The organism is Actinobacillus genomosp. 2, from assembly GCF_029773605.1.
Classification (GTDB): Bacteria; Pseudomonadota; Gammaproteobacteria; order Enterobacterales; family Pasteurellaceae; genus Actinobacillus.
Genome location: NZ_CP103807.1, coordinates 1604301 through 1630210, shown reverse-complemented (window position 1 = coordinate 1630210; position 25910 = coordinate 1604301). Strand labels below are relative to the sequence as shown.

The following is a 25910-nucleotide window of genomic DNA, read 5'->3' as shown; positions in this document are numbered from 1 at the left end:
TAGCGACATAATCTATTTAAGGAGATTCACAATGTCCACACCAAAAACCAATATGTATGTGATGGGGATTACATTAATAGCAACTTTAGGCGGCTTATTATTTGGTTATGATACCGCCGTTATTTCAGGTACGGTAGCGTCATTAGATACTGTATTTATTCAGCCAAAAGGTCTACCTGAAATTTCAGCAAATTCACTCTTAGGCTTCTGCGTTGCCAGTGCATTAATCGGTTGTATCATCGGCGGTGCTTGCGGTGGTTACTTAAGTAGTAAATTCGGTCGTAAAAAAGCATTACTTATTGCGGCTATTCTCTTTTTAATCTCAGCGTTAGGATCCGCATATCCGGAATTTGGCTTACGAGATATTGATGAAACAGACATACCAACTTATTTAAGTAACTTCCTCACAGAATTTGTTATCTACCGCATTATTGGTGGTATCGGTGTAGGTATCGCCTCAATGGTTTCACCTATGTATATCGCTGAGATTGCACCAGCTCATATCCGAGGAAAAATGGTGTCATTTAACCAATTTGCGATTATTGCTGGACAATTAGTCGTCTATTTCGTGAATTATTTTATTGCATTAAGTGGAGATCATGCTTGGTTGGATACAGTTGGCTGGCGTTATATGTTCCTCTCTGAAGTTGTACCGGCAGGATTATTTTTAATTCTTCTCTTCTTTGTACCGGAAAGCCCTCGCTGGCTAGTGTTACAAAACAAATTCTCACAAGCTGAGATTACATTATTAAAATTATTAGGCGAACAATCCGGCAAAAAAGAATTACAAAATATTCTAGCCTCTTTAGAACATAGAGTTGTTAAAAGCACACCACTACTTTCATTCGGTATCGGTGTAATAGTGATTGGTATTTTACTCTCCGTATTCCAGCAATTCGTAGGTATTAATGTTGCACTTTACTATGCTCCAGAAATTTTTAAATCGCTTGGTTCAAGCACGGATAATGCTTTACTACAAACCATTTTAATGGGTGCTATCAATCTTTCCTGTACTTTAATTGCAATTTTTACCGTAGATAAATATGGACGCAAACCATTACAAATTATTGGTGCATTAGGTATGGCTATCGGTATGCTTGTATTAGGTACGGCATTCTACGCTAATCTTTCCGGTGGAGTTGCACTAACCGGTATGTTATTTTATGTTGCTTCCTTCGCGGTATCTTGGGGACCGGTATGTTGGGTACTTCTCGCTGAAATTTTCCCAAATGCAATTCGTAGCCAAGCACTTGCAATTGCCGTTGCAACACAATGGATTGCCAATTACATCGTTTCTTGGACCTTCCCAATGATGGATAAAAGTTCTTACTTAGTCGAACATTTTAATCATGGCTTTGCTTATTGGGTCTATGGTGTAATGAGTGTGCTAGCAGCATTATTTATGTGGAAATTTGTGCCAGAAACAAAAGGAAAAACCTTGGAAGAATTAGAATTACTTTGGAAGAAAAATTAGTTCCTTAAATCGATATAGTGGCGGTTAAATCTTATTTGAATTAACCGCCTTTTATCTTACCTAGTATCACAAACTTCCTATTTGGTTTCTTGACCCAAAAAGCGTAGAATCTTTTTATGTTCAGTCTAATCTACATCATTTTATGTATTCTATCGATTTACTTACTCACCAATTTAATATCTATGTTCCGAACCAATCTCATTTTTTAATTGGATTAAGTGGTGGCATTGATTCGGTAGTGTTATTACATTCTGTGATGCACATTTCAGAAAAATTGGGCATAAATATCAGAGCAGTACATATTCATCACGGCCTAAGTCTGAATGCCGATAGTTGGGCGGTTTTCTGTGAGCAGTTTTGCAAGCAGTTAAACATTCCGTTTATTTTGCAAAAAGTTTCGGTAGACAGTAGCGAAGGTATCGAAGCCGGTGCAAGAATTGCTCGTTATCAGGCAATCAGCGAAATTATTCAACCTAATGAGGTCTTTGTAACCGCTCACCATCTTGATGATCAAGCTGAAACATTTTTACTTGCCTTAAAACGCGGTAGCGGAATCAAAGGGTTATCCGCTATGCAAGCGGTCGGATTTTGGCAAAATTTTACTATTTTCAGACCGCTTCTCTGCGTAGATAAGACGCAAATTAAGCAATATGCGGATCAACAAAAATTAACTTGGATTGAAGATGAAAGTAATCAGGATAATCATTATGATCGTAACTTTTTACGCAACGAAGTACTGCCTGTGCTGAACCAACGTTGGCAACATTTCAATCAAATGGTGGCACGTTCCGCACAGCATTGTGCAGAACAGCAAGCCTTATTAGAAGAATTACTTTCTCAAGAATTGAACCGTTATGCAAACTTTCTACAAAAACGGTTAAATATTGCAGATTTCCCACAATTTTCTTTGGCAAAACAACAACAACTGATTCGTTTATGGCTAGACAAATGTGGCGTGCAGATGCCAAGTTCCGCACAGTTGGATCAAGTGATTAATCAAATGATATTTGCAAATGCAGATAAAAATCCACAAATTAAACTAGCAAATTATTGGTTACGCCGTTATCAAAATCACCTGTATTTAACCGGCGAATTATTGGCATTAGATGATTTCTGTCAGCCATTATTAACACATCAAACGTTGAAACTACCGTATGAAATTGGCGAGTTACAACATTTAGGCGACCAAATTATTTACAAAAAATCAGACAAACTAGATCGCTTGTTACTACCAAAGGAATTGGTTAATTCCTCGTTTCAAGTAAAGTTAGCACATCAGGGAAAAGTGCAACCGTATGGCAAACCAATGCGAGAAGAAATGAAAAAGCTCTACCAACAAGCACAAGTACCCGTTTGGTTACGAAAACAAACACCTCTTATCTTTTGGGGCGATCAGTTAGTTTTTCTATGCAATTAAAAAAACCTGCTCTCGCAGGTTTTTAGATTATAACGTTTGAATAATATAGCCAAGTAAAGCATAAAATATGATCAGAGAAAGTAGCAATAAACCTCGAGCTAACGCTTTTTTTGATTGGTGTAATTTATATAAAACTAACGCTATCACAAATAATACGAATGGATAAATCCAAAAAGCGGTCGAAAACCAATTAATCTGTGTAGGACTTAACGCTAAACTGGAAAATTTTGGTGAAATCAGCAATGCAAGCGGCCATAAGGCAGCAGGTAAGCAAAAGAAGGCTAATGCCCAATTGAATTTAGATGATGATTTCTGCATATTATCCTCGAGGATGAAATTGTTGATGTAATGATTTTAAACGTGCTTTAGCAACATGAGTATAAATTTGTGTGGTAGAGAGGTCGCTATGTCCTAACAACATTTGTACGACTCTTAAATCTGCACCATGGTTCACTAAATGCGTCGCAAAAGCGTGGCGTAAAACGTGTGGCGAAAGTTTTTCACTATCAATTCCGGCTAATACAGCGTAATGCTTTATTCTATGCCAAAATGTTTGGCGTGTCATTTGCTGCCCTCTACGACTCGGAAAGACGATATCCGATTGCAGGTTATTCAGTAATATTGCTCGCCCATGCTGAAAAAACTCTTGAATCCAATAACTCGCTTCTTCACCTATCGGTACTAATCGTTCTTTATCCCCTTTCCCTACAATACGAACAACGCCTTGACGTAAACTCAAATTATCTATACTGAGAGAAACAAGTTCAGTCACCCGCAAACCTGTTGCATATAACAATTCCAACATAGCCTTATCGCGTAATTCAATAGGGTCTAAAGTATTCGGACAATCTAACAAGTCCATCACCTGTTCTTCACTTAAAGATTTAGGTAAATGTGCCGGCTTACGAGGAGAAGTTAAAGTGACTGTAGGATCATCTTGACGATAATTCTCTGTATATAAAAAACGGAAAAATTTACGCAAACAACTTAACATACGTGCTGAACTTGTTGCTTTATAACCTTGCTCTAATCTTTCCCCAAGAAAAGCTTGTAAATCAAAATGATCTAGAGTCAAAAATGCTTTAGGTGTAGGCAACCATTCAGAGAAACGTTCTAAATCTAAACGATATGAAGCTGACGTATTTTCAGATAATCCATGTTCTTGCCATAAACTATCTAAAAACTGTTCAATAATGGGATCTAACTTTTTCATAAGACGACTAGCATATAAAAATATTTTCTTATTTTAACAGAAAGCATTGGTTTAAATTTAAAGAAAACCTAAATATGCAAAAAGCCGATTAGTGTAAACTAATCGGCTTCTTAAATATGGCAGGGGCGGAGAGGCTCGAACTCCCAACACCCGGTTTTGGAGACCGGTGCTCTACCAATTGAACTACGCCCCTATTGGTAATATATACAGATAAAGCGAGTAACTAACTCGCTTTTCAGATAAGTGGCGGAACGGACGGGACTCGAACCCGCGACCCCCTGCGTGACAGGCAGGTATTCTAACCAGCTGAACTACCGCTCCGCAAATTTAGTAGATTAACAGTGCCCTACTCTCACATGGGGAAACCCCACACTACCATCGGCGTTACCGCGTTTTACTTCTGAGTTCGGAATGGATTCAGGTAGAGCCACGGCACTATTGCTGTTAATCAAATTCTGTGCTTATTAACTTAACTCACTTAATAAAATAAACTAAGGTAATAAAACCCGACGATGCTCTACTCTCACATGGGGAAACCCCACACTACCATCGACGTAACGGCTTTTCACTTCTGAGTTCGGAATGGATTCAGGTGGGACAACCGCACTATTGTCGTCGGGAAATTTGGTTTAAATTCGAAACAAGCTGTTTACTGATTTTTTCATCTTCTTTAGTTTTTAGTCTTTTCTAGCTTTTCACTTCGCTCTACGCCCAAAAACACTTGAGCGTTGTATAGTTAAGCCTCTCGGGCAATTAGTATGTGTTAGCTCAACGTATCACTACGCTTACACACCACACCTATCTACGTCGTAGTCTCCAACAACCCTTACAGTCTTATAGACTGGGAGAACTCATCTTAAGGCAAGTTTCGTGCTTAGATGCTTTCAGCACTTATCTCTTCCGCATGTAGCTACCCAGCAGTGCCTCTGGCGAGACAACTGGAACACCAGTGATGCGTCCACTCCGGTCCTCTCGTACTAGGAGCAGCCCCCTCTCAATTCTCCAACGCCCACGGCAGATAGGGACCGAACTGTCTCACGACGTTCTAAACCCAGCTCGCGTACCACTTTAAATGGCGAACAGCCATACCCTTGGGACCTACTTCAGCCCCAGGATGTGATGAGCCGACATCGAGGTGCCAAACACCGCCGTCGATATGAACTCTTGGGCGGTATCAGCCTGTTATCCCCGGAGTACCTTTTATCCGTTGAGCGATGGCCCTTCCATTCAGAACCACCGGATCACTATGACCTGCTTTCGCACCTGCTCGACTTGTCTGTCTCGCAGTTAAGCTTGCTTATACCATTGCACTAACCTCACGATGTCCGACCGTGATTAGCAAACCTTCGTGCTCCTCCGTTACTCTTTGGGAGGAGACCGCCCCAGTCAAACTACCCACCAGACACTGTCCGAGACCGCGTTCCGCAATCTTCGTTAGAACATCAAACGTTAAAGGGTGGTATTTCAAGGACGCCTCCACAATCACTGGCGTGACTGCTTCAAAGGCTCCCACCTATCCTACACATCAAAATTCAATGTTCAGTGTCAAGCTATAGTAAAGGTTCACGGGGTCTTTCCGTCTAGCCGCGGGTACACCGCATCTTCACGGCGATTTCAATTTCACTGAGTCTCGGGTGGAGACAGCCTGGCCATCATTATGCCATTCGTGCAGGTCGGAACTTACCCGACAAGGAATTTCGCTACCTTAGGACCGTTATAGTTACGGCCGCCGTTTACTGGGGCTTCGATCAGGAGCTTCTCTTTCGATAACACCATCAATTAACCTTCCAGCACCGGGCAGGCATCACACCCTATACGTCCACTTTCGTGTTTGCAGAGTGCTGTGTTTTTAATAAACAGTTGCAGCCAGCTGGTATCTTCGACCGGTTCAACCTTCAGCGGTAAACGCTTACAATCTACGCCGGCGCACCTTCTCCCGAAGTTACGGTGCTATTTTGCCTAGTTCCTTCACCCGAGTTCTCTCAAGCGCCTGAGTATTCTCTACCTGACCACCTGTGTCGGTTTATAGTACGGTTTAGTATAACCTGAAGCTTAGTGGCTTTTCCTGGAAGCGTGGTATCGGTAACTTCATCTCCGTAGAGACTCGTCATCACTTCTCGGTGTTAACAGAATTCCGGATTTGCCTAAAATTCCCACCTACCGGCTTAAACAGACATCCAACAGTCTGATTACCTAACCTTCTCCGTCCCCACATCGCAATTATACCAAGTACGGGAATATTAACCCGTTTCCCATCGACTACGCTTTTCAGCCTCGCCTTAGGGGCCGACTCACCCTGCCCCGATTAACGTTGGACAGGAACCCTTGGTCTTCCGGCGAACGAGTTTTTCACTCGTTTTATCGTTACTTATGTCAGCATTCGCACTTCTGATACGTCCACCAAACTTCTCAATTCAGCTTCATCCGCTTACAGAACGCTCCCCTACCCAACAATGTTTCCATTGATGCCGCAGCTTCGGTGACTAGTTTTAGCCCCGTTACATCTTCCGCGCAGGCCGACTCGACTAGTGAGCTATTACGCTTTCTTTAAATGATGGCTGCTTCTAAGCCAACATCCTAGCTGTCTAAGCCTTCCCACTTCGTTTCCCACTTAACTAGTACTTTGGGACCTTAGCTGGCGGTCTGGGTTGTTTCCCTCTCCACGATGGACGTTAGCACCCACCGTGTGTCTCCTGAGTATCACTCTTCGGTATTCGCAGTTTGCATCGGGTTGGTAATCCGGGATGGACCCCCTAGCCGAAACAGTGCTCTACCCCCGAAGGTGTCCGCTCAAGGCTCTACCTAAATAGATTTCGGGGAGAACCAGCTATCTCCCGGTTTGATTGGCCTTTCACCCCCAGCCACAAGTCATCCGCTAATTTTTCAACATTAGTCGGTTCGGTCCTCCAATTAGTGTTACCCAATCTTCAACCTGCCCATGGCTAGATCACCGGGTTTCGGGTCTATACCTTGCAACTAAACGCCCAGTTAAGACTCGGTTTCCCTTCGGCTCCCTTATTCAGTTAACCTCGCTACAAAATATAAGTCGCTGACCCATTATACAAAAGGTACGCAGTCACCCCATAAAGAGGCTCCCACTGCTTGTACGTACACGGTTTCAGGTTCTATTTCACTCCCCTCACTGGGGTTCTTTTCGCCTTTCCTTCACAGTACTGGTTCACTATCGGTCAATCAGGAGTATTTAGCCTTGGAGGATGGTCCCCCCATCTTCAAACAGGATTTCTCGTGTCCCGCCCTACTTATCTCAAACTTAGTACCACAACCTATTCTTCGAATACGGGACTATCACCCTGTGTCGTTGAGCTTCCCAGCTCATTCTTCTGAATTGATTGCTATCGTTTGAAGGCTCCTCCGCTTTCGCTCGCCGCTACTCACAGAATCTCGGTTGATTTCTTTTCCTCGGGGTACTTAGATGTTTCAGTTCTCCCGGTTTGCCTTATTAAGCTATGTATTCACTTAATAATAGTAGATTCTTCATCTACTGGGTTTCCCCATTCGGATATCTTGGATTAAACGCTTCTTATCAACTCATCCAAGCTTTTCGCAGATTAGCACGTCCTTCTTCGCCTCTGATTGCCAAGGCATCCACCGTGTACGCTTAGTCACTTAACTATACAACCTCAAATGTTTTCAAAACTTATTTAAATTCATTCAATGCGTATTTTATTCAACTAAACACTTGACTGCTTTTGTTCAGTCAAGATTTTTTAACTACTCAGACTTTCTTTCGAAAATCTCTCAGTTTTTCAGCTTGTTTCCAATTTTTTAAAGAACAATTTAAGACAATAATTTGACTTATCATCATTACTAAATATACAAACAATTAACTTTTATTAAGTTTTGCTTATATGCTTAGTAATGATGATTGGTGGAGATAAGCGGGATCGAACCGCTGACCTCCTGCGTGCAAGGCAGGCGCTCTCCCAGCTGAGCTATATCCCCATACATCACAACTTGATATAATCATACCTTTTAGCTTTCACTCATTTAGAGTGGTGGGTCTGAGTGGACTTGAACCACCGACCTCACCCTTATCAGGGGTGCGCTCTAACCACCTGAGCTACAGACCCAAAAGGATGCCGGATTATACCCGTTTTTGTCTTCTCTTCTATCAAACAATCTGTGTGAACACTTGCAGTCGCTCAATTCTTGGTAAGGAGGTGATCCAACCGCAGGTTCCCCTACGGTTACCTTGTTACGACTTCACCCCAGTCATGAATCATACCGTGGTAAACGCCCCCCTTGCGGTTAAGCTATCTACTTCTGGTACAACCCACTCCCATGGTGTGACGGGCGGTGTGTACAAGGCCCGGGAACGTATTCACCGCAACATTCTGATTTGCGATTACTAGCGATTCCGACTTCATGGAGTCGAGTTGCAGACTCCAATCCGGACTTAGACGTACTTTGTGAGATTTGCTCCATGTCGCCATATTGCTTCCCTCTGTATACGCCATTGTAGCACGTGTGTAGCCCTACTCGTAAGGGCCATGATGACTTGACGTCATCCCCACCTTCCTCCAGTTTATCACTGGCAGTCTCCTTTGAGTTCCCGGCCGAACCGCTGGCAACAAAGGATAAGGGTTGCGCTCGTTGCGGGACTTAACCCAACATTTCACAACACGAGCTGACGACAGCCATGCAGCACCTGTCTCAGAGCTCCCGAAGGCACTCCCGTATCTCTACAGGATTCTCTGGATGTCAAGAGTAGGTAAGGTTCTTCGCGTTGCATCGAATTAAACCACATGCTCCACCGCTTGTGCGGGCCCCCGTCAATTCATTTGAGTTTTAACCTTGCGGCCGTACTCCCCAGGCGGTCGATTTATCACGTTAGCTTCGGGCACCAAACTTATAGTCCAATCCCCAAATCGACAGCGTTTACAGCGTGGACTACCAGGGTATCTAATCCTGTTTGCTCCCCACGCTTTCGCACATGAGCGTCAGTACATTCCCAAGGGGCTGCCTTCGCCTTCGGTATTCCTCCACATCTCTACGCATTTCACCGCTACACGTGGAATTCTACCCCTCCCTAAAGTACTCTAGTTGACCAGTATGAAATGCAATTCCCAGGTTAAGCCGGGGCTTTCACATCTCACTTAATCAACCGCCTGCGTGCCCTTTACGCCCAGTTATTCCGATTAACGCTCGCACCCTCCGTATTACCGCGGCTGCTGGCACGGAGTTAGCCGGTGCTTCTTCTGTAGTTAACGTCAATTGATAATGCTATTAACATTACCACCTTCCTCGCTACCGAAAGAACTTTACAACCCGAAGGCCTTCTTCATTCACGCGGCATGGCTGCATCAGGGTTCCCCCCATTGTGCAATATTCCCCACTGCTGCCTCCCGTAGGAGTCTGGACCGTGTCTCAGTTCCAGTGTGGCTGGTCATCCTCTCAGACCAGCTAGAGATCGTCGGCTTGGTAGGCCTTTACCCCACCAACTACCTAATCCCACTTGGGCTCATCTCATGGCATGTGGCCTTGCGGTCCCACACTTTAATCCAAAGATATTACGCGGTATTAGCTACAGTTTCCCGTAGTTATCCCCCTCCATAAGCCAGATTCCCAAGCATTACTCACCCGTCCGCCACTCGTCAGCAAATTAGCAAGCTAATCCCTGTTACCGTTCGACTTGCATGTGTTAAGCCTGCCGCCAGCGTTCAATCTGAGCCATGATCAAACTCTTCAATTCAAAAAGTTTAATCGCTCAATAAACTGCTTAGCTAAGTTCACTTCTCTTACCTAACTAAGTTAAGTAAAAGATAAATATGAATTTCTAGTTTAAGCACCTATTAAGACTTCAAGTTTTAAATAATATTTTTAAAATCAAGTCAATCAACAAGTGCCCACACAGATTGTCTGATATATTGTTAAAGAACAAAAAATAAAGTGGTCGGCGAGATAGGATTTGAACCTACGACCCACTGGTCCCAAACCAGTTGCGCTACCAAGCTGCGCTACTCGCCGTCAGTTACTCATAAGAGTATATTTTAAATGGGGTGGCTAATGAGACTCGAACTCACGACAACCGGAATCACAATCCGGGGCTCTACCAACTGAGCTATAGCCACCATTGCCGATTGAATATTGCTTTTGACCACTGGCGCGCTCGACAAGATTCGAACTTGCGACCTTTGGCTCCGGAGGCCAACGCTCTATCCAACTGAGCTACGAACGCTTACGATTTTCATCGTTTTGTTTAGTGCGTCGCAACGGAGGCGTATATTATAGATTTCCGTTTTTGTTGTCTAGCACTTTTTTCAAAAAAGTTTAAAAAAATCATTTGTTTGTCTTTAATTTATTCAAAATGAATAATAATTATCATAATTGATGATTTTTAAAGCTGTTTTATGCAATAGTAATACATAAAACATAATAAATTAACTTGCCTCCGCCAACGTGTTGGTTGGCTCAATAAGCGATATAGCCATTCTAAACCAAGATCTTGCCAAATTTTCGGAGCCCGTTTGACTTTACTGGTAAAAACATCATAAGTTCCGCCTACGCCCATATATAAGCAATTAGGATACTCTCGTTCCATATTTACGATAAACTGTTCCTGTTTCGGTGATCCCATTGCAACTGTTACTAATTTTGCACCACTTCGTTTTATACGCTCGATAATGAATTGTTGTTCTTTATTATCAAAATATCCGTCTTGTAATCCAACAATATTGACATTCCAAGCGGTCAATTTTTGCTGAACTTTTGCAAGTGTATCCGCTGTGCTGCCAATTAAGAATACTGGCGTACCTAATTCACCCGCTTTGTGCATTAATGCTTCCCATAAATCCACACCGGCAATCCGTTCCATTTGTTTAATATGCGGATATTTTCGTTTTACCGAGCGAACCATACTGATGCCATCTGCATATTTATACTCAGCTTGTTTGAGTAGTTGACGAATTTCAGGCTTTTTTTCACTCATCACAAGCTTTTCAGCATTCATTGCAATTAATTTACCGGTTTTTATCTGCTGTTCATTCATCAGAAAATCGACAAGTTCGGCTTTATTTCTTGCCGTGAGAATTTTAAGTCCACGAATTTCAACCGTTTCTATCATGATTATCAACCTTGTTTGTCAGCAATATAGGTTCTAAGCTAATTGTGATAAGTTTTGCTAAACTCCAACACGCTAAAAAAACGATACTAAAAAATAGCCAACGGGAAATGAAAGCATCCACACCTTCTCTCGCTAAAACGATTAAGTTAAATATATTCGCTATACAATAGGTTTGAATGATAGCAGAGATACTTGTCATTTGATGATATTTTCCGTAAGTAAATAAACGATCAAAACACTGAACTATCCAACCAACAAATATCATACCCACTATTATCATCGGAAATCCACCCATAATATAGAAAGATCCCAATAAAGTCGGGGAAATCGCTAACCCTGAGAAATTTGCTAAAATCTCTTTAGTGAAATAGTTTGCCGTATTCACGATATAAGTAGGTTTAGCTTGCCATAGTTCATTTGGGATATAGATGTAGAAATCGCGAATAATCGGCATGAGTTCTTGGTATTCAATCGGATAACTCAATATCTTAGTGAGATTTTCCCATGGTGAAAAAGTATCTCTCGTCAGATACAAAAAAGTAAATAATGCTTCCGAACCACTTACTTTTAATCCATAACGTGCTAATGCCAATAAAAACATGGCACCGATCATACCGATACCGGCAATCAGTAATGTTTTGAAAGAGATATAATTTTTATAAAGCCCTAACAGAAAAAATACTAGTACCGCCATCGCTAAATTTGCCCGAGTGCCGCCAACCGCAATATAGTTCAAGCCACCAATTGCAATCCCTAATATTAAAAACACACCCCACATTTTTTTGCTTTGGTATAGGAAAAAGAGAATTAATAACGCCGGTAGAAAAAAATAAAAGAAACGTTTCAGCCATAAATGCTGAAGCCTTGCTGAGAAAATCTGGCTGTATTTTTCCAATTCAAAAAGCAGTAAGCCGTTAGCCGAAACAAACCAAGCGATACTCCCCAATGCTACGATACATAATAAATAAGCGGTTACTTTTGCTTCTAATTTTGCAAAATTTGCGATATTTTCTACCGCTTGTTGCTTTTGAGTGCTGATTGTTCTTGCAAAAAAATGGTAACTGAACCAATAGATAAGATAACCGACAAAAACGGTAAAAAGCGTAAGAAACAATATCTTCGGATGAACGATCTGGCTCTCAAAACTGAATGTCATTACCATTGATAACGGGAAGCCTAAATAAAAGATAACAAGATAAATTAGGCTAAATAGGAAATGAAAAGAAAAAGCCTGCTGTCGGTATACGATATAAATATGCGTTGATATTAGCAATACCGAAATCAAATAAAAGCCGGTTAATAAAGTGTATTCAATCATTACTGAGTTCCGTTAATAAAGTCAGCCATTGTTCATTATAATGAGGTGCAAAAAAACGAATGTGACTTTTATCATAATCTTGAAGTTGTTTCCTGACTTGTCGAACTTTAGCCACAGTTAATTCATCACTATACAAAAACGGAATTTGTTCATTTTGCATATCTATACAAAACGGATTCTCTTTTGTTAACACGAGTGGAATATTTTGTTGGAGTAATAAACAAATTGTGCCGATAGCTTGTTGGCGTTGGAAATAAAAATAGCCGAGATCACATTCCGCTAATCGCTGTTGATACTGTGCAAAATTCAATTTCTCTCTCATCACCTCAATGGTACTGTGAGGAAATAATTCCTTCGCTTGCCGCTGTACTTGTTCAATATAGTGATGATTACTCTTAGGATAGCCCATAGGAATTAGAATACGAATATTATCACTCATCGTTTTTCTTAACTGTACTAATGCCGCCAAATGGCGATTAGAGGGATCTCCCGAATTACCGAGCAAAACTGTAAAAGGCTTTGTTTGGTCCGTTGTTTGAATCAGAGGTTGCAGATCCATTTTTGTTGGGAAATAGACAACTCGATCTTGAACATTCTCTCGTTTTAAGTGTTGTTTAGCAAACATAAGATCGCCATGCGTTGCCCATAAAACTGGTAACTTTTGCTGTGCTAAACGGCGAATACGGTAAAAAAATTTAAATTTCCAAGCGCTTGCCTCCTCATAGAGGTCTGCTCCCCAAATATGCCAAACACAACGATAAGCGGGTAAATTTCCACACAAAATCGCAAGCCATAGCCAAATATTATACTGACCGTGTAATACAAACTTGGCTGTTGGAGCTTGCTTGGCAGTTTTTATAGTTTCTTTGGCGATTGATTGACGAGAAGAGAAAAATCGTAAATTCAGTTGTGGATATTGCGAACCTAACTCCTCTTGTCCCACAACATAAAAGTAGTGTTGTTGTCTAGTTAATTGAGGTAGTAACTGATCACGAAAGAAATTTAGTACCGTTTGATTATGGTGCGGTATATCAGAGCCAAGAATATGATAAATAGGACGCATAATATTTTCTAAAATTGGATTAAGGCTAGCGATTATAAGCGAAAAATCGCTTACAAGCGGCCAAAAAACCATAAAACTTTACCAACAAAATTAGGAATAATTTTCAATAAAAATAACCTATACCCTGTTCTAAGTAGAGAATTTCGACTAGATCAAATTCCTTTTATTTTCCAAGATTTTTTGCTTTTTCTGCCTTTTTGTTATCGCTATGATTGTGTGCATTAATTCCTACTATTTTAGTAGGTTACTTATTTTTCTTATTTAAATTGGAGTGATTTTATGTACTGCGTTCAATGTGAACAAACGATGGTAACCCTGGTGGGAAATGGTTGTAGTTTCGGTCAAGGTATGTGCGGTAAAACGGCGGAAACCTCAGATTTACAAGACTTATTAATTGCCTGCTTACACAGCCTGTCTGCGTGGGCGTTAAAAGCACGTGAACACGGTATTATCAACCACGATGCGGACAACTTCGCCCCTCGTGCGTTCTTTGCCACCCTAACCAACGTTAACTTCGATTCAAATCGTATCGTTGGCTATGCACAACAAGCGATGATTTACCGTAACGAATTAATCAAAGCGGTCAGCGAAATTGAGCCGAACCCAACGATTAACCATCCGTTAGCACATATTGAACTCAAAGGCATTTCAATTGATCAACTTGCCGAACAAGCCAAAGAATTTGCATTAGATACTGATCGTGCGGAAATCGGTGAAGAAGTTCACGGCGTGCGTTTATTAGCCCTTTACGGCTTAAAAGGTGCGGCGGCTTATTTAGAACACGCTTATGTGTTAGGCAAATTCGATAACGATTTATATGTGGAATACCACGGCTTTATGGCTTGGTTAGGTACAAAACCAAGCGATTTAAACGAATTACTCGAAAAATCGCTCGCTATCGGTGCAATGAACTTTAAAGTGATGGCAATGTTAGATGCCGGCGAAACCGAAACCTTCGGTAATCCTGTGCCGGCAACGGTTAATATCCGTCCGGTGAAAGGCAAATGTATCCTAATTTCAGGTCACGATTTAAAAGACTTAAAAGAATTATTAGAACAAACCGAAGGCAAAGGCATTAATGTTTACACCCACGGTGAAATGCTACCAGCACACGGCTATCCGGAACTGAAAAAATACAAACATTTAGTCGGTAACTACGGTTCAGGCTGGCAGAATCAACAAAAAGAATTTGCACGCTTCCGGGGGCGATCGTGATGACATCAAACTGTTTAATCGATCCAAATGTGGGCGATTATGCTGATCGTATCTTCACTTGTAACATCGTGGGTTGGCCGGGCGTGGTGCATTTAGAAAAACATAACTTTGCACCGGTTATCGAAAAAGCGTTGGAATGTGATGGCTTCCCATACACCGAATTAGAACACTACATCACAGTAGGCTTTGGCCGTAAAACCTTAATTGACGCATCTGATGCGGTAATTGATTTAGTCAAAGCGGGCAAATTAAGCCACGTATTTGTGATCGGCGGTTGTGACGGCGATAAAGAAGAACGCCACTATTACACCGATTTAGCTTACGCATTACCAAAAGATACTGCGGTGCTTACGCTCGGTTGCGGTAAATACCGTTTTAACAAATTAGATTTCGGTACTGTTAGTGATATGGGTGACGACGGCTTGCCTCGCTTATTAGACGCCGGTCAATGTAACGACACCTATTCAGCGATTATGTTAGCAGTTACGCTTTCACAAAAATTAGGTATCGGTTTAAATGAATTGCCACTTTCGATTGTGCTTTCTTGGTTCGAACAAAAAGCTATTATCGTGTTATTAACGCTGTTAGCACTTGGCGTGAAAAATGTTTATTCAGGCCCGAGCAAACCGGCATTCTTGAATGACAATGTGATGAATTTATTACACGAAAAATTCGGTTTAAGCGGTTTAACCACTCCAGAGCAAGATTTCGGTCATATCATCAATAAATAATCAGCTAATTAAAAAAGAGCGGTCTAATTTCGCAAAATTTTTGCAAATTTCTCAGCAATTTTGGCCGCTTATTAAATGTAGGGACACACTACGTGTGTTCACGGACGCAAGCATTGCGTCCCTACACATATCGAAAGGAATAACAAAATGGCAAATACCAATAAAAACCCTTTATGTATTAATGAATTACAGGTTTATTCAATCGTACAAGAAGCGCCAAAGGTAAAAACAATTAACTTTATCGCACAGGATTTCTACCCGTACCAAGCGGGGCAATATGCGTTAGTCAGCATTAAAAACACACCGCATATTACCCGTGCTTACTCACTTTCTTCCACTCCGGGCGAAAGCCGTTTCGTGTCAATTACCGTGCGTGAAATTGAGGGCGGTGTCGGTTCGACTTGGCTCAACAGTGAGGTGAAAGTCGGAGACCAAGTTTGGTTCTCTAACCCAATGGGCGAATTTTCTTGCCAACAGGTGTTAGCGACTAATTACTTATTAGTCGGTGCAGGCAGCGGTGTTACCCCGATTATGTCGATGGCTCGTTGGTTATTAGCGAATCGCCCAGAAGTGAACTTAACCGTTATCCATTCGGTACATTCGCCAGAAGATGTGATTTTCAAAGCGGAATGGGCAGAATTAAAAGCGAAATATCCAAAACTCAACTTAGTGATCAACGCTTCAGTCGGGGCAACCGAAGGCTTTGCAAGCGGTCGAATTTCGGCAGAAATTATCAAAAATGCCGTACCAAATGTGAGCGATTACACTGTGATGACCTGCGGCCCTGAAGCCTATATGGCGGCATTAAAAGATATCGTAACCGAATTAGGCGTGAGCGAAGATCGTTTCTTTACCGAAGCATTCTTTAATACCGCTTTAGCCGGTGAAATCAGTTCGGATAAGAAAACCACTCTTACAATCAACGGTGCAAAACAAATTAAGGCAGAAGTACCGGTCGGTATGACCCTATTAGCTGCCTTAGAAGCACAAGAACAACCGGTCGTTTCAGGTTGTCGTACTGGTTTATGCGGTTTATGTAAAACCAAAGTCACCGGCGGTGAATATGAAGTAGTACACACCGGCGACTTAACTGAAGAAGAAATTGCACAAGGCTATGTGCTGGCGTGTAGCTGCCGTGTTAAAGAAAATGTATCGGTTTCTTTATAAGTTTTATTAACAAAAAACCTCAAAGAGCATCTTTGAGGTTTTAATTTTTTAGATAGCGATGAAACGCCAATAAGCAGATAAAGAAATAGCAAAAATAAGTTAATAAATAGGTTTGTACCGCCCCTTCCGCACCATTTAACGGAATCAACCATTGTCCGATCATTAACAATAAGGTTAACTGACAAACTTCCGCCAAGATATAGAGTTTTAACGATGCCTTGGCAACCACCAAATAACCGAATACATAAGCAACCACTTTAAACATATCACCGATCAGCTGCCAAATAAACAATGATTCCATTGGCAAAAATTGCTCGGAATATAAGGTCAGAATGATTTCACGCTTTAGTACAAACACGCATAGACTTGTGCTAATCACAAAAATTCCGACAAATTTAACCGCTTTCACGACTTCACGTTTTATTTCATCTTTTTGGGCTAATTTGGCAAAAACAGGCAATAAATAAACGGAAAATACCGCCGTGATCAGCTGTAAATAAGCATCGGAAATTTTACTTACGCCCTGCCATAACCCAACTTGTTCCAATGAATGAGATTCGGCTAATAGATCTCGCAATACAATATAGATTATCGGCAATGTTATTACCGTAATCAAAACCATAGCACTAAATTTAGATAAAGTGCGTGCATATTGCCAAGAAAAACGCCCTTGTTGCCAAAGTCGAAATTGATATCCTCTTTGCTTTAAGAAATAACTTGCCGGCAGAAAACTAAATACCGACATACAAGCAATTCCGATTAACGCACCGAAATACCCGAAGCAATAGAGTAAAGCTAAAAAGAAAATCGTACTAAGAAAAGCACCGATAATCAGGCTTATCGCATTTGCTTTAACCTGTCGATAACCTTTTAAAACGGCTAACAGATAATTACTATTAGCAATAGCGAACTGAATAAAGGCGGTAACCACAATCACAATCTGATAATCTTCAGAATAAAAAATCCATTCGCTAATTTTTGCAGAAAATAGTACAAAAATGACCGCTAGCACTGCAGAGAACAGCACAACAATACGGTTTGACGTTACTAAAAACGTATCTAATTGCTCTGGGCTATGTTCCAATTCCGCTACATATTTCGTTACGCCGTTAAAAATTCCTCCTCCGGCAAAAACGCCTAGTACGGTAATTAGCGTCATAAAATTTGCTGCTTGCCCCAATCCTTCTAGCCCGAATTGCAAGGCAAATAGCTTCACCAGTATTAAGCTAATACCAATTTTAAAAGCCGTAGAGCTTGCTGTCCAAACAGCCGTTTTGCTCAGTGATTTCATTGCGTAAGAAATTCCAATATCACCTGAATAATTCTATCTAACTCTTGTAGTTGCAAATTGTAGAACAGCGGCAAGCGAACCAAACGCTCACTTTCTGCAGTAGTAAAACAATCCTGACCAATAAAAGTACCGAACCGCTGACCGGCAGGGCTACTATGTAATGGCACATAATGAAAGACCGCCAAAATTCCGTTTTGCTTTAACCAGTCGATAAACGCATTGCGTTCACTCATATCCTGCCATTTCAGATAAAACAGATGTCCGTTTTGTTCACATTCAGGCAGACAAGTTGGCAAACTAATACGACCTTGTTCGGCAAACGGACGTAAGACTTCAAAATAGCGTTGCCACATAGCTAAACGAGTCTGTTTAATCTGTTGAGCAGCTTCCAGTTGAGCATATAAATAAGCAGCTTGTAATTCCGACATTAAAAAACTAGATCCAAGATCTCGCCAAGTATATTTATCTGTTTCACCACGAAAGAATTGGCTACGATCTGTGCCTTTCTCTCGAATCACTTCTGCACGAGCAATAAATCGATCATCATTAATCAATAAAGCTCCGCCTTCTCCACCGGCACTATAATTCTTGGTTTCATGAAAACTATAACAACCGAAATGCCCGATAGTGCCTAATGCTTTGCCTTTATAAAAAGACATTACCGCTTGTGCCGCATCTTCAATCACATACAATCGATACTTTTCGGCAATCGCCATAATTGTATCCATTTCACAGGCGATACCTGCGTAATGTACCGGCACAATCGCTTTAGTTTTTGCTGTAATTGCCGCCTCAATTTTCGTTTCATCGATATTCATCGTATCAGGGCGAATATCGACAAATATAATTTTTGCACCACGCAACACAAAAGCATTAGCTGTCGACACGAAGGTATAACTTGGCATAATCACTTCATCGCCGACTTGAATATCGATTAATATCGCCACCATTTCCAATGCAGCGGTACAAGACGGCGTAAGCAATGCTTTTGCTGAACCAAAATGACTTTCTAGCCATTGTTCGCAACGCTGACTATAAATACCATCACCGGATAATTTGCCGCTTGCCATCGCCTGTTGCATATAACCAAGCTCCGTTCCGACAATCGGCGGTTTATTAAAAGGAATCTGCATACATTATTTCCGATAAAACCAATAAGTCGTTGTTAACATTCTCGCCCCTTGCTTTAAATAGAGATTGATCGCAGGCAAATTACTGATTTGGGTCGTAACTAACAAAACGTCCGATCCTTGCTGTTTCGCCCAATTTTGTGCTGCTTGTAACAATACAGCCGCAACACCTTGGCGTTGACAGGTAGGCGATACCGCTAATAAACCGACTCGAGACTGATTTTCTGATAAACGTAAGCTAATTCCACCTTGAATTTGACCGCTTGCCGTTTTTAATACCAAACAAAGTTGATCAAATTCTCCTCGTACCGCACGGGCAATCCAAGTACGGTAAAAACATTGATTTTCCGCTACTGAAAACCAAGGCTCTCGAAAGCGACTTGTCGGGAAAGCTTGTCCGAATAGGGCTTCTAATTCAGCAATATTTTCAGCCGTTGCTACTTGGCAAGCGGTGGTTTTTTCTTGATATTCTGCAAGATCAAAGCAAAACTCAATTTCGCCTTCTACAAATTGAAAACCTTGAGTTTGTAACTGTTGAATTTGTGCGTAATCCTGAGCAACGACTTTCGCTTGTATGATCGGACGACTGAAAAAATCTGACAACCACGGATCCGGAAAATGTTGCTGCTTCATTTTAGCCATATCCCCTTTGTATCAATTACCCACGGAACAGTAATAGGGTCGGGTGATACGTTCTTAAAAAGCGAATGATCAACCAACAAAACCAAAATATCTGCCCGTAAATTAGCCTGCTCAAAATTGACTAGCTCAACTTTTCCCATCAAAGATGGGGGCAATTCCCGAATATGCGGTTCCACCGCCAGCACCGTCCCTAAATGCCAATCGGCAAGATATTGGGTAATTTCCAATGCCGGACTGCCTCTTAAATCATCAATATCTGCTTTAAATGCCAAACCTAAACAGGCAATCGTCACTTCACTCGGTGAACAATTTTTACGATTTACACAATCAGCTAACGCCTGTTTGACTTTCTCTATTACCCATTGCGGCTTACTGTCATTTACTTCTCGTGCGGTACGAATTAAACGGGCTTGTTCTGGTGTTTGTGCCACAATAAACCACGGATCGACCGCAATACAATGTCCGCCGACACCCGCTCCCGGTTGCAGAATATTTACACGTGGATGACGATTTGCCAATCGGATCAGTTCCCATACATTTATATTAAGTTTATCGCAAATCATTGATAATTCGTTGGCAAAAGCAAGATTTACGTCACGAAAACTGTTCTCGGTCAGCTTACACATTTCTGCCGTACAAGCATCAGTAGCAATACACTCGCCTTTGACAAAAATTCGATATAAATCGACCGCTTGTCGGGTTGATTCCGCAGTAAGTCCGCCAATAACCCGATCATTTTCAAATAATTCAATCATCACTCTGCCCGGAAGCACTCGTTCCGGACAATAAGCAATATAAATATCAGTATTGTTTTCATCTTGAGTCGGAAAATGCAGATCAGGACGCAGTTTTTGCAACCATTCAGCCAATTTTTCTGTCGTCCCGACCGGGGAAGTCGATTCCAATACAATCAAATTTCCTTTGACTAAATAAGGAGCTATCGCTTGTACCGCTTGCTCAATATATTGAAGATCCGGCTGATGATTGTCTGTAAAAGGGGTCGGAACCGCAATGATAAACGCATCAGCAGCTTCAGGCGTTTGCGATGCAAAAAGTAATCCATTTTCTACCGCTTGTTTAACGGCTGTATCCAGTTCAGGCTCGATAAAATGATCTTTCCCTTGATTAACACTTGCTACCACATCAGGATTAATATCTACACCGCATACTCGTCTCGCAGAACGAGTAAAGGCGATAGCGGTCGGCAAACCGATATAGCCCAAACCAACCACCGTGATGCGTTCAAACATTTTCATTGTTATTCAATCTCTTTCTTTTGACAAAACAGGCTTTGTCTTGAGGGAAACAAAGCCTGTTATGATTCAAATATTTGTTGCAAAATCGCAATAATGTTAGTGCAAGCATTACCGCTTCCATAAGGATTTTGTGCTTGAGCCATCGCCTGATAGGCAGATTTATCCGATAACAACAGGTTGACTTCTTGCACAATTTTATCCGCTTCCGTACCGACAATTCGAGCCGAGCCAGACTGTACCACCTCACATCGTTCAGTACTATTTCGCATAATCAAAACCGGTTTGTTTAATGATGGAGCCTCTTCCTGAATACCGCCCGAATCGGTCAAAATTAAATAAGACTGTTCCATTAGATAAACAAAGGGTAAATATGCTTGTGGCTCAATCACAAAAATATTTTCTACCCGGAAAGTAAATGAGTAACCGGCTCACAAACATTCGGGTTGCGATGTAATGAATAAACAATTTGTACATCGGAATGTTGTTGAGCAATCGTTACCAAGGCTTCACAAATATGCTGGAAACCCTCGCCAAAATTTTCACGGCGATGTCCTGTGACTAAAATCAGTTTCTTACCGCTATCCAAAAAATCATAATGTTGTTCAAGTTGCTTGATTAACGCTGCATTATTTCGGATGCGATTGGAAACGCACTGCAATGCGTCAAGTACGGTGTTACCAGTAACCCAGATACGTTGTGGCGGTTTACGTTCCTGTAACAAATTTAGACGAGCTTGTTCGGTTGGAGCAAAATGATAATCGGCTAATACTGCGGTTAGACAACGGTTACCTTCTTCCGGAAATGGGGCGTAAAGATTACCAGTACGTAAACCGGCTTCAATATGTCCGATCGGAATCTGATGATAATAACAAGAGAGTGCCGTAGCAAATGTGGTAGTGGTATCACCGTGAACTAAAACGATATCAGGGCGATATTGTGCAAATACGGATTTTAGCGATTGTAGAATACGTACGCTCATCTCCGTTAAGTCCTGCCCCTCTCGCATAATATCCAAATCAAAGTCGGGGCGGATATCAAATAAAGCTAAGACTTGATCCAACATTTCACGATGTTGTCCGGTGACGCATACTTTCGCTTCAAAATCCGTATGCTCCGCCAACATCATTGCCAGCGGAGCCATTTTTATCGCTTCAGGACGTGTGCCGAATACGGTCAAGACTTTAATTTTGTGCGACATTCGTAACTTTTTTACGGAATAAACCGCTCATTGATACCATTACCATACCAGATAATAAACCGACTAATGCCCCAATCATTATCCATAATGATTGAGCCGGCGATGATGGAGTCAAAGGTACGCTCGGTGATTTTACGAATTTGAAAGGTACTAATTTATCGTCTAATGGTTGCACCGAACGCATTAGATTTAATTTTCCGTTCCAATCTTGTGCTGCAATTTGATTACCTTGTTGCGTTGCACCTAATTTGATCTCAGCAGCATTTTTAATTTGTTGAAACAACACTTTCCATTTAGCAATCAGTTCGGCATTTAGGGCTTGTTTCGCCTGTTGGGTTGCGAAAGCAATAAAATCTGAAAGTAATTTATTCGCTTCTTCCGGATTTTCCGATGTCACGCTCAATTGCTCAAACGGTTGTGATTTTGCAATATCTTGAAAAACAAACTGTTGTGCTAAATTTTGAGCAATGATTGTTGTCGGTTTATTTTCAAGCTGTGCTTTTAGTTTTACGGTTTCTGTTTGTGCCAAAAATGCCGTTAATACATCCGGTGATCTTAATGTACGTTTAAATACATCATAACTCTCAGTTTTTACTCTTTCTTCCACTTTAACACCACTTTCCGGTGCTAGTACCAATGCACCTTTTTCATCTTTCACAACCTGATAACTTACGCCATCCCCTCCATTTAGGAAAGAATAGGTAGAAAACAAGGTGTAGTAATTTCCCAACGTAGAGATACTAGGTTGTTCAAATTGTGCGGTTGCCGTCCAAGTTGATTTTTGTGCAAAACTCAGTCCAAATCCAATACCACCGCCGATTACCGTTGTGATAATTAAAGTAAATAAATAGCGTAACAAGATAAAATCCTCAAATAATTCGCTTACTTAGCTTGATTACCAATGTTGAGCTTTCTTTTCGCTCTACGTTTCATACGACGAATAAAACGTGTCACACGCCACGCATGGGTAATCGAATAAGCATAAATAAAAAATAAACCGATAAAACCAATCGTCATCAACCATTGATTCCAATAGTAGTATTCGCCTAATACACCGATAGTCGAACACATTATTGCCCCAAAGGTGATGACAGCTAAAGCTTGACGAGAAGTTAAACCGGCACGCATCATTAAATGATGTAAGTGTAAGCGATCCGGTCTGAATGGGCTTTTACCTTTTTTCAAACGGCGAATAATAACTGCCACCATATCAATCAGCGGCACAGCAATCAGCCATAAACCGGTAATTGGGCTAATCGTATGTCCTTGACCTTGGGTGCTGAGTAACAGAATCCAAATAATGGTAAAGCCAATCAGAGTACTGCCCGAGTCCCCCATAAACACTTTCCATTTGGCTCCGAATACACTCAGGTTAAACATCGCATACGGAATCAACACGACAATAATCGCAAAACACCAATAGGCTAACGTATATTGCTCATCCAACCACATCAATACGCCGATACCAGCAAAACTGGCACTCGAAAGTCCGGCTAATAAGCCATCGATACCATCCACCATATTAAACGCATTAATTACACCAATCGTGACAAATACGGTAAAAATAATACCAAGAATCCCAAGCTCAATACTAAACGGTGCAATTACTTGTCCTAAACTGTCCAAAGAAAGCCCGTTATAAATCATTAAACCGGCTAAACCAGCTTGGATCCCTGCTCGTAAAAACGGACTTACATCAAAACGGTCATCCAACACACCAATGACTAATAAAATCGTTACTGCCGCAAGATATAGCCAAGGCAAACGCATATCCTGCCATTCCATAAAATAGAAGGTCAGATTACCTAAAAAAAGAGCTATCCCACCGATTAACGGAATTAACCCTTGGTGACGTTTACGGAAGTTCGGTTTATCAACTAAACCGATTTTTTCTGCGACCGGTCGCATAAAAATCAGACTGGCGAACGACACCACAAAAACAGCAATAAAAGTAAGCCACATAAGGGGGACTCCCTCAAAAATAAATAAACAAAAATTATGTGCAGAATATCACAAAGGTAAAGACTCTCAAATTTTTTTAGGTTATTTGGGCTTTTTTTTATAAAATGAATAAATATAAAGTTTGCTTTATTTGGTTTAATCATAACCTTAGAAAATCAGTTACATATTCTCTCCATTACTTTTCTTTGCTTCGCCAAAGAAAAGTAACCAAAAGAAAGGCGGCCCCACTTCACTGCTTATCTTCACTTAGTTGTAATTTGTTTAACGGAACATTTTAGATTCGCTTTGCTCAAGAAAAATGTTCCTACAAATTTCAACACGCTCAGGCAGTCCAGAAGGGAACCCATAGCGGTTATTTTTAAACTATTTTTTGTAAAGCTGAACCTTATCGATCAACGCTATCCAGAATTTCAATTTAAGGAATCATTTATGTCTAAATCAGAACAATTGTTTGAAAAAGCTCAGAAAGTTATCCCCGGTGGGGTAAATTCGCCGGTGCGTGCATTTAAAGGTGTAGGTGGCACACCAGTATTTATTCAAAAAGCGGAAGGTGCATATATTACCGATTCGGACGGTAAGCAATATATTGATTATGTCGGTTCTTGGGGACCAATGGTATTAGGTCATAATCACCCGGCAATTATTGACGCGGTATTAAAAGCCGTACCGAACGGTTTAAGTTTCGGCGCTCCTACCGAAAGCGAAATTACTTTAGCCGAATTAGTGACTAAATTAGTTCCGTCTATCGAATTAGTTCGTATGGTTAGCTCAGGGACTGAAGCAACCATGTCGGCGATTCGTTTAGCTCGCGGTTATACTGGTCGTGACAAAATTATCAAATTTGAAGGTTGCTACCATGGTCATTCCGATTCGCTCTTAGTAAAAGCCGGTTCCGGTGCGTTAACCCTTGGTCAGCCAAGCGGTCCGGGTGTACCGGCTGATTTTGCGAAGCACACGCTCACTTGTACTTACAACGATTTAGACTCAGTAAAAACCGCTTTCGAACAATATCCAAATGACATTGCCTGTTTAATCGTTGAGCCTGTTGCCGGCAATATGAACTGTATTCCGCCGAAAAATGATTTCTTAAAAGGTTTACGTGCTTTATGTGATCAATACGGTGCGGTGTTTATTATCGATGAAGTGATGACCGGTTTCCGTGTTGCATTAGGTGGTGCACAGGCTTATTACGACGTTAAACCGGATTTAACCACACTTGGTAAAATTATCGGTGGTGGTATGCCGGTGGGTGCGTTTGGTGGTAAAAAAGAGATTATGGAATACATTGCACCGACAGGACCGGTATATCAGGCAGGTACGCTTTCGGGCAACCCAATTGCAATGGCAGCCGGCTTAGCTTGTTTAACCGAACTCTCCAAAACAGGCAATGAAGAAAAACTTGCCGCACAAACTAAAACATTGGCAGAAGGTCTTAAAGCATTAGCAGCAAAACATAACGTACCGTTTACCGTTCAATATGTCGGCGGCATGTTCGGTTTATTCTTTACCGAACAAGCGGAAATCACAAACTTCCAAGACGTGATGAAATGTGATGCAGCAAAATTCAACCGTTTCTTCCATTTAATGTTGGAACAGGGGGTGTATCTTGCACCAAGTGCATTTGAAGCAGGCTTTATGTCACTAGCTCATAGCGATGCAGATATTCAAGCGACATTAGCAGCTGCAGATAAAGCGTTTGCCGCACTCTAATATCGAAAAGCGGTCAAATTTCACACTTTTTATGAAATT

15 protein-coding genes, 7 tRNA genes, 4 rRNA genes and 2 pseudogenes are annotated in these 25910 nt (G+C 41.3%); 5 read left to right on the top strand and 23 right to left on the bottom strand.

Annotated elements, in window-relative coordinates; translation table 11 throughout:
- Window positions 1–31 precede the first annotated feature (31 nt).
- Window positions 32–1474: a D-xylose transporter XylE gene (gene xylE, locus NYR60_RS08175; RefSeq protein ID WP_279466628.1), complete on the top strand. Its 1443-nt coding sequence runs from the start codon at window positions 32–34 to the stop codon at window positions 1472–1474.
- A 142-nt stretch (window positions 1475–1616) separates the two neighbouring features.
- A complete protein-coding gene (gene tilS, locus NYR60_RS08170; RefSeq protein ID WP_279466625.1) occupies window positions 1617–2891 on the top strand; it encodes a tRNA lysidine(34) synthetase TilS in 1275 nt (424 codons plus the stop codon).
- 27 nt (window positions 2892–2918) lie between these two features.
- Here the strand turns inward: tilS and NYR60_RS08165 are convergent, their stop codons facing one another.
- The 16 genes from NYR60_RS08165 to NYR60_RS08090 all read right to left on the bottom strand — a co-directional run bounded on the left by NYR60_RS08165 (window position 2919) and on the right by NYR60_RS08090 (window position 13569).
- Entirely contained in the window at window positions 2919–3209 is a 291-nt protein-coding gene (locus NYR60_RS08165) for a DUF5389 family protein (RefSeq protein ID WP_279466624.1), read from the bottom strand.
- A gap of 1 nt (window position 3210) precedes the next feature.
- The gene (xerD, locus tag NYR60_RS08160) at window positions 3211–4104 is read right to left on the bottom strand and encodes a site-specific tyrosine recombinase XerD (protein ID WP_279466622.1); all 894 of its coding nucleotides are present in this window, start codon (window positions 4102–4104) and stop codon (window positions 3211–3213) included.
- A gap of 117 nt (window positions 4105–4221) precedes the next feature.
- Window positions 4222–4297 (bottom strand) — tRNA-Trp (locus NYR60_RS08155).
- A gap of 51 nt (window positions 4298–4348) precedes the next feature.
- Window positions 4349–4425, bottom strand: a tRNA-Asp gene (locus tag NYR60_RS08150).
- 12 nt (window positions 4426–4437) lie between these two features.
- Window positions 4438–4553: ribosomal RNA gene (gene rrf, locus NYR60_RS08145) — 5S ribosomal RNA — on the bottom strand.
- A gap of 55 nt (window positions 4554–4608) precedes the next feature.
- A 5S ribosomal RNA gene (rrf, locus tag NYR60_RS08140) occupies window positions 4609–4724 on the bottom strand.
- Window positions 4725–4836: 112 nt separating this feature from the next.
- Window positions 4837–7737 (bottom strand): 23S ribosomal RNA (locus tag NYR60_RS08135).
- Between the two features lie 254 nt (window positions 7738–7991).
- Window positions 7992–8067, bottom strand: a tRNA-Ala gene (locus NYR60_RS08130).
- A gap of 51 nt (window positions 8068–8118) precedes the next feature.
- A tRNA-Ile gene (locus tag NYR60_RS08125) sits at window positions 8119–8195 on the bottom strand.
- Window positions 8196–8278: 83 nt separating this feature from the next.
- Window positions 8279–9817: ribosomal RNA gene (locus tag NYR60_RS08120) — 16S ribosomal RNA — on the bottom strand.
- Together the 16S, 23S and 5S rRNA genes with 7 tRNA genes alongside form the textbook arrangement of a ribosomal RNA operon.
- Before the next feature lie 198 nt (window positions 9818–10015).
- Window positions 10016–10092, bottom strand: a tRNA-Pro gene (locus tag NYR60_RS08115).
- Between the two features lie 28 nt (window positions 10093–10120).
- Window positions 10121–10196, bottom strand: a tRNA-His gene (locus NYR60_RS08110).
- A gap of 30 nt (window positions 10197–10226) precedes the next feature.
- Window positions 10227–10303 (bottom strand) — tRNA-Arg (locus tag NYR60_RS08105).
- Between the two features lie 159 nt (window positions 10304–10462).
- Entirely contained in the window at window positions 10463–11188 is a 726-nt protein-coding gene (gene wecG / locus NYR60_RS08100) for a lipopolysaccharide N-acetylmannosaminouronosyltransferase (RefSeq protein WP_279466621.1), read from the bottom strand.
- Window positions 11172–12506, bottom strand: coding sequence for an ECA oligosaccharide polymerase (wzyE, locus tag NYR60_RS08095; RefSeq protein ID WP_279466620.1), 1335 nt, complete (start codon window positions 12504–12506; stop codon window positions 11172–11174). The genes wecG and wzyE overlap by 17 nt, the downstream gene beginning before the upstream one ends.
- Window positions 12499–13569 (bottom strand): TDP-N-acetylfucosamine:lipid II N-acetylfucosaminyltransferase, encoded by a 1071-nt coding sequence (locus tag NYR60_RS08090; protein WP_279466617.1) that lies wholly within the window; start codon window positions 13567–13569, stop codon window positions 12499–12501. Before NYR60_RS08090 ends, wzyE begins: the two co-directional genes overlap by 8 nt.
- 279 nt (window positions 13570–13848) lie before the next feature.
- On the opposite strand from NYR60_RS08090, the pseudogene hcp reads away from it, so the two are divergent.
- Together hcp and hcr are read left to right on the top strand one after the other, a co-directional pair.
- Window positions 13849–15515, top strand: a pseudogene (gene hcp, locus NYR60_RS08085) (hydroxylamine reductase).
- 147 nt (window positions 15516–15662) lie between these two features.
- Window positions 15663–16682 (top strand): NADH oxidoreductase, encoded by a 1020-nt coding sequence (hcr, locus tag NYR60_RS08080; RefSeq protein WP_279466616.1) that lies wholly within the window; start codon window positions 15663–15665, stop codon window positions 16680–16682.
- A 40-nt stretch (window positions 16683–16722) separates the two neighbouring features.
- Here the strand turns inward: hcr and wzxE are convergent, their stop codons facing one another.
- The 7 genes and pseudogenes from wzxE to wecA all read right to left on the bottom strand — a co-directional run bounded on the left by wzxE (window position 16723) and on the right by wecA (window position 24161).
- A complete protein-coding gene (gene wzxE, locus NYR60_RS08075; protein WP_279466614.1) occupies window positions 16723–17973 on the bottom strand; it encodes a lipid III flippase WzxE in 1251 nt (416 codons plus the stop codon).
- Entirely contained in the window at window positions 17970–19106 is a 1137-nt protein-coding gene (gene rffA, locus NYR60_RS08070; RefSeq protein ID WP_279466612.1) for a dTDP-4-amino-4,6-dideoxygalactose transaminase, read from the bottom strand. The genes wzxE and rffA overlap by 4 nt, the downstream gene beginning before the upstream one ends.
- A gap of 3 nt (window positions 19107–19109) precedes the next feature.
- The gene (gene rffC / locus NYR60_RS08065) at window positions 19110–19736 is read right to left on the bottom strand and encodes a dTDP-4-amino-4,6-dideoxy-D-galactose acyltransferase (RefSeq protein ID WP_347710225.1); all 627 of its coding nucleotides are present in this window, start codon (window positions 19734–19736) and stop codon (window positions 19110–19112) included.
- On the bottom strand, window positions 19733–21001 hold the full coding sequence (wecC, locus tag NYR60_RS08060; RefSeq protein ID WP_279466608.1) for a UDP-N-acetyl-D-mannosamine dehydrogenase: 1269 nt from the start codon (window positions 20999–21001) through the stop codon (window positions 19733–19735). Before wecC ends, rffC begins: the two co-directional genes overlap by 4 nt.
- A 59-nt stretch (window positions 21002–21060) precedes the next feature.
- Window positions 21061–22199: pseudogene (gene wecB / locus NYR60_RS08055) on the bottom strand (non-hydrolyzing UDP-N-acetylglucosamine 2-epimerase).
- The gene (locus NYR60_RS08050; RefSeq protein WP_347710224.1) at window positions 22183–23061 is read right to left on the bottom strand and encodes a transporter; all 879 of its coding nucleotides are present in this window, start codon (window positions 23059–23061) and stop codon (window positions 22183–22185) included. The pseudogene wecB and the gene NYR60_RS08050 overlap by 17 nt, the downstream one beginning before the upstream one ends.
- A gap of 20 nt (window positions 23062–23081) precedes the next feature.
- Window positions 23082–24161: a UDP-N-acetylglucosamine--undecaprenyl-phosphate N-acetylglucosaminephosphotransferase gene (gene wecA / locus NYR60_RS08045; RefSeq protein WP_279466605.1), complete on the bottom strand. Its 1080-nt coding sequence runs from the start codon at window positions 24159–24161 to the stop codon at window positions 23082–23084.
- A 429-nt stretch (window positions 24162–24590) separates the two neighbouring features.
- Between wecA and hemL the strand changes: the two genes are divergently transcribed.
- Entirely contained in the window at window positions 24591–25871 is a 1281-nt protein-coding gene (gene hemL, locus NYR60_RS08040; RefSeq protein ID WP_279466604.1) for a glutamate-1-semialdehyde 2,1-aminomutase, read from the top strand.
- Window positions 25872–25910 lie beyond the last annotated feature (39 nt).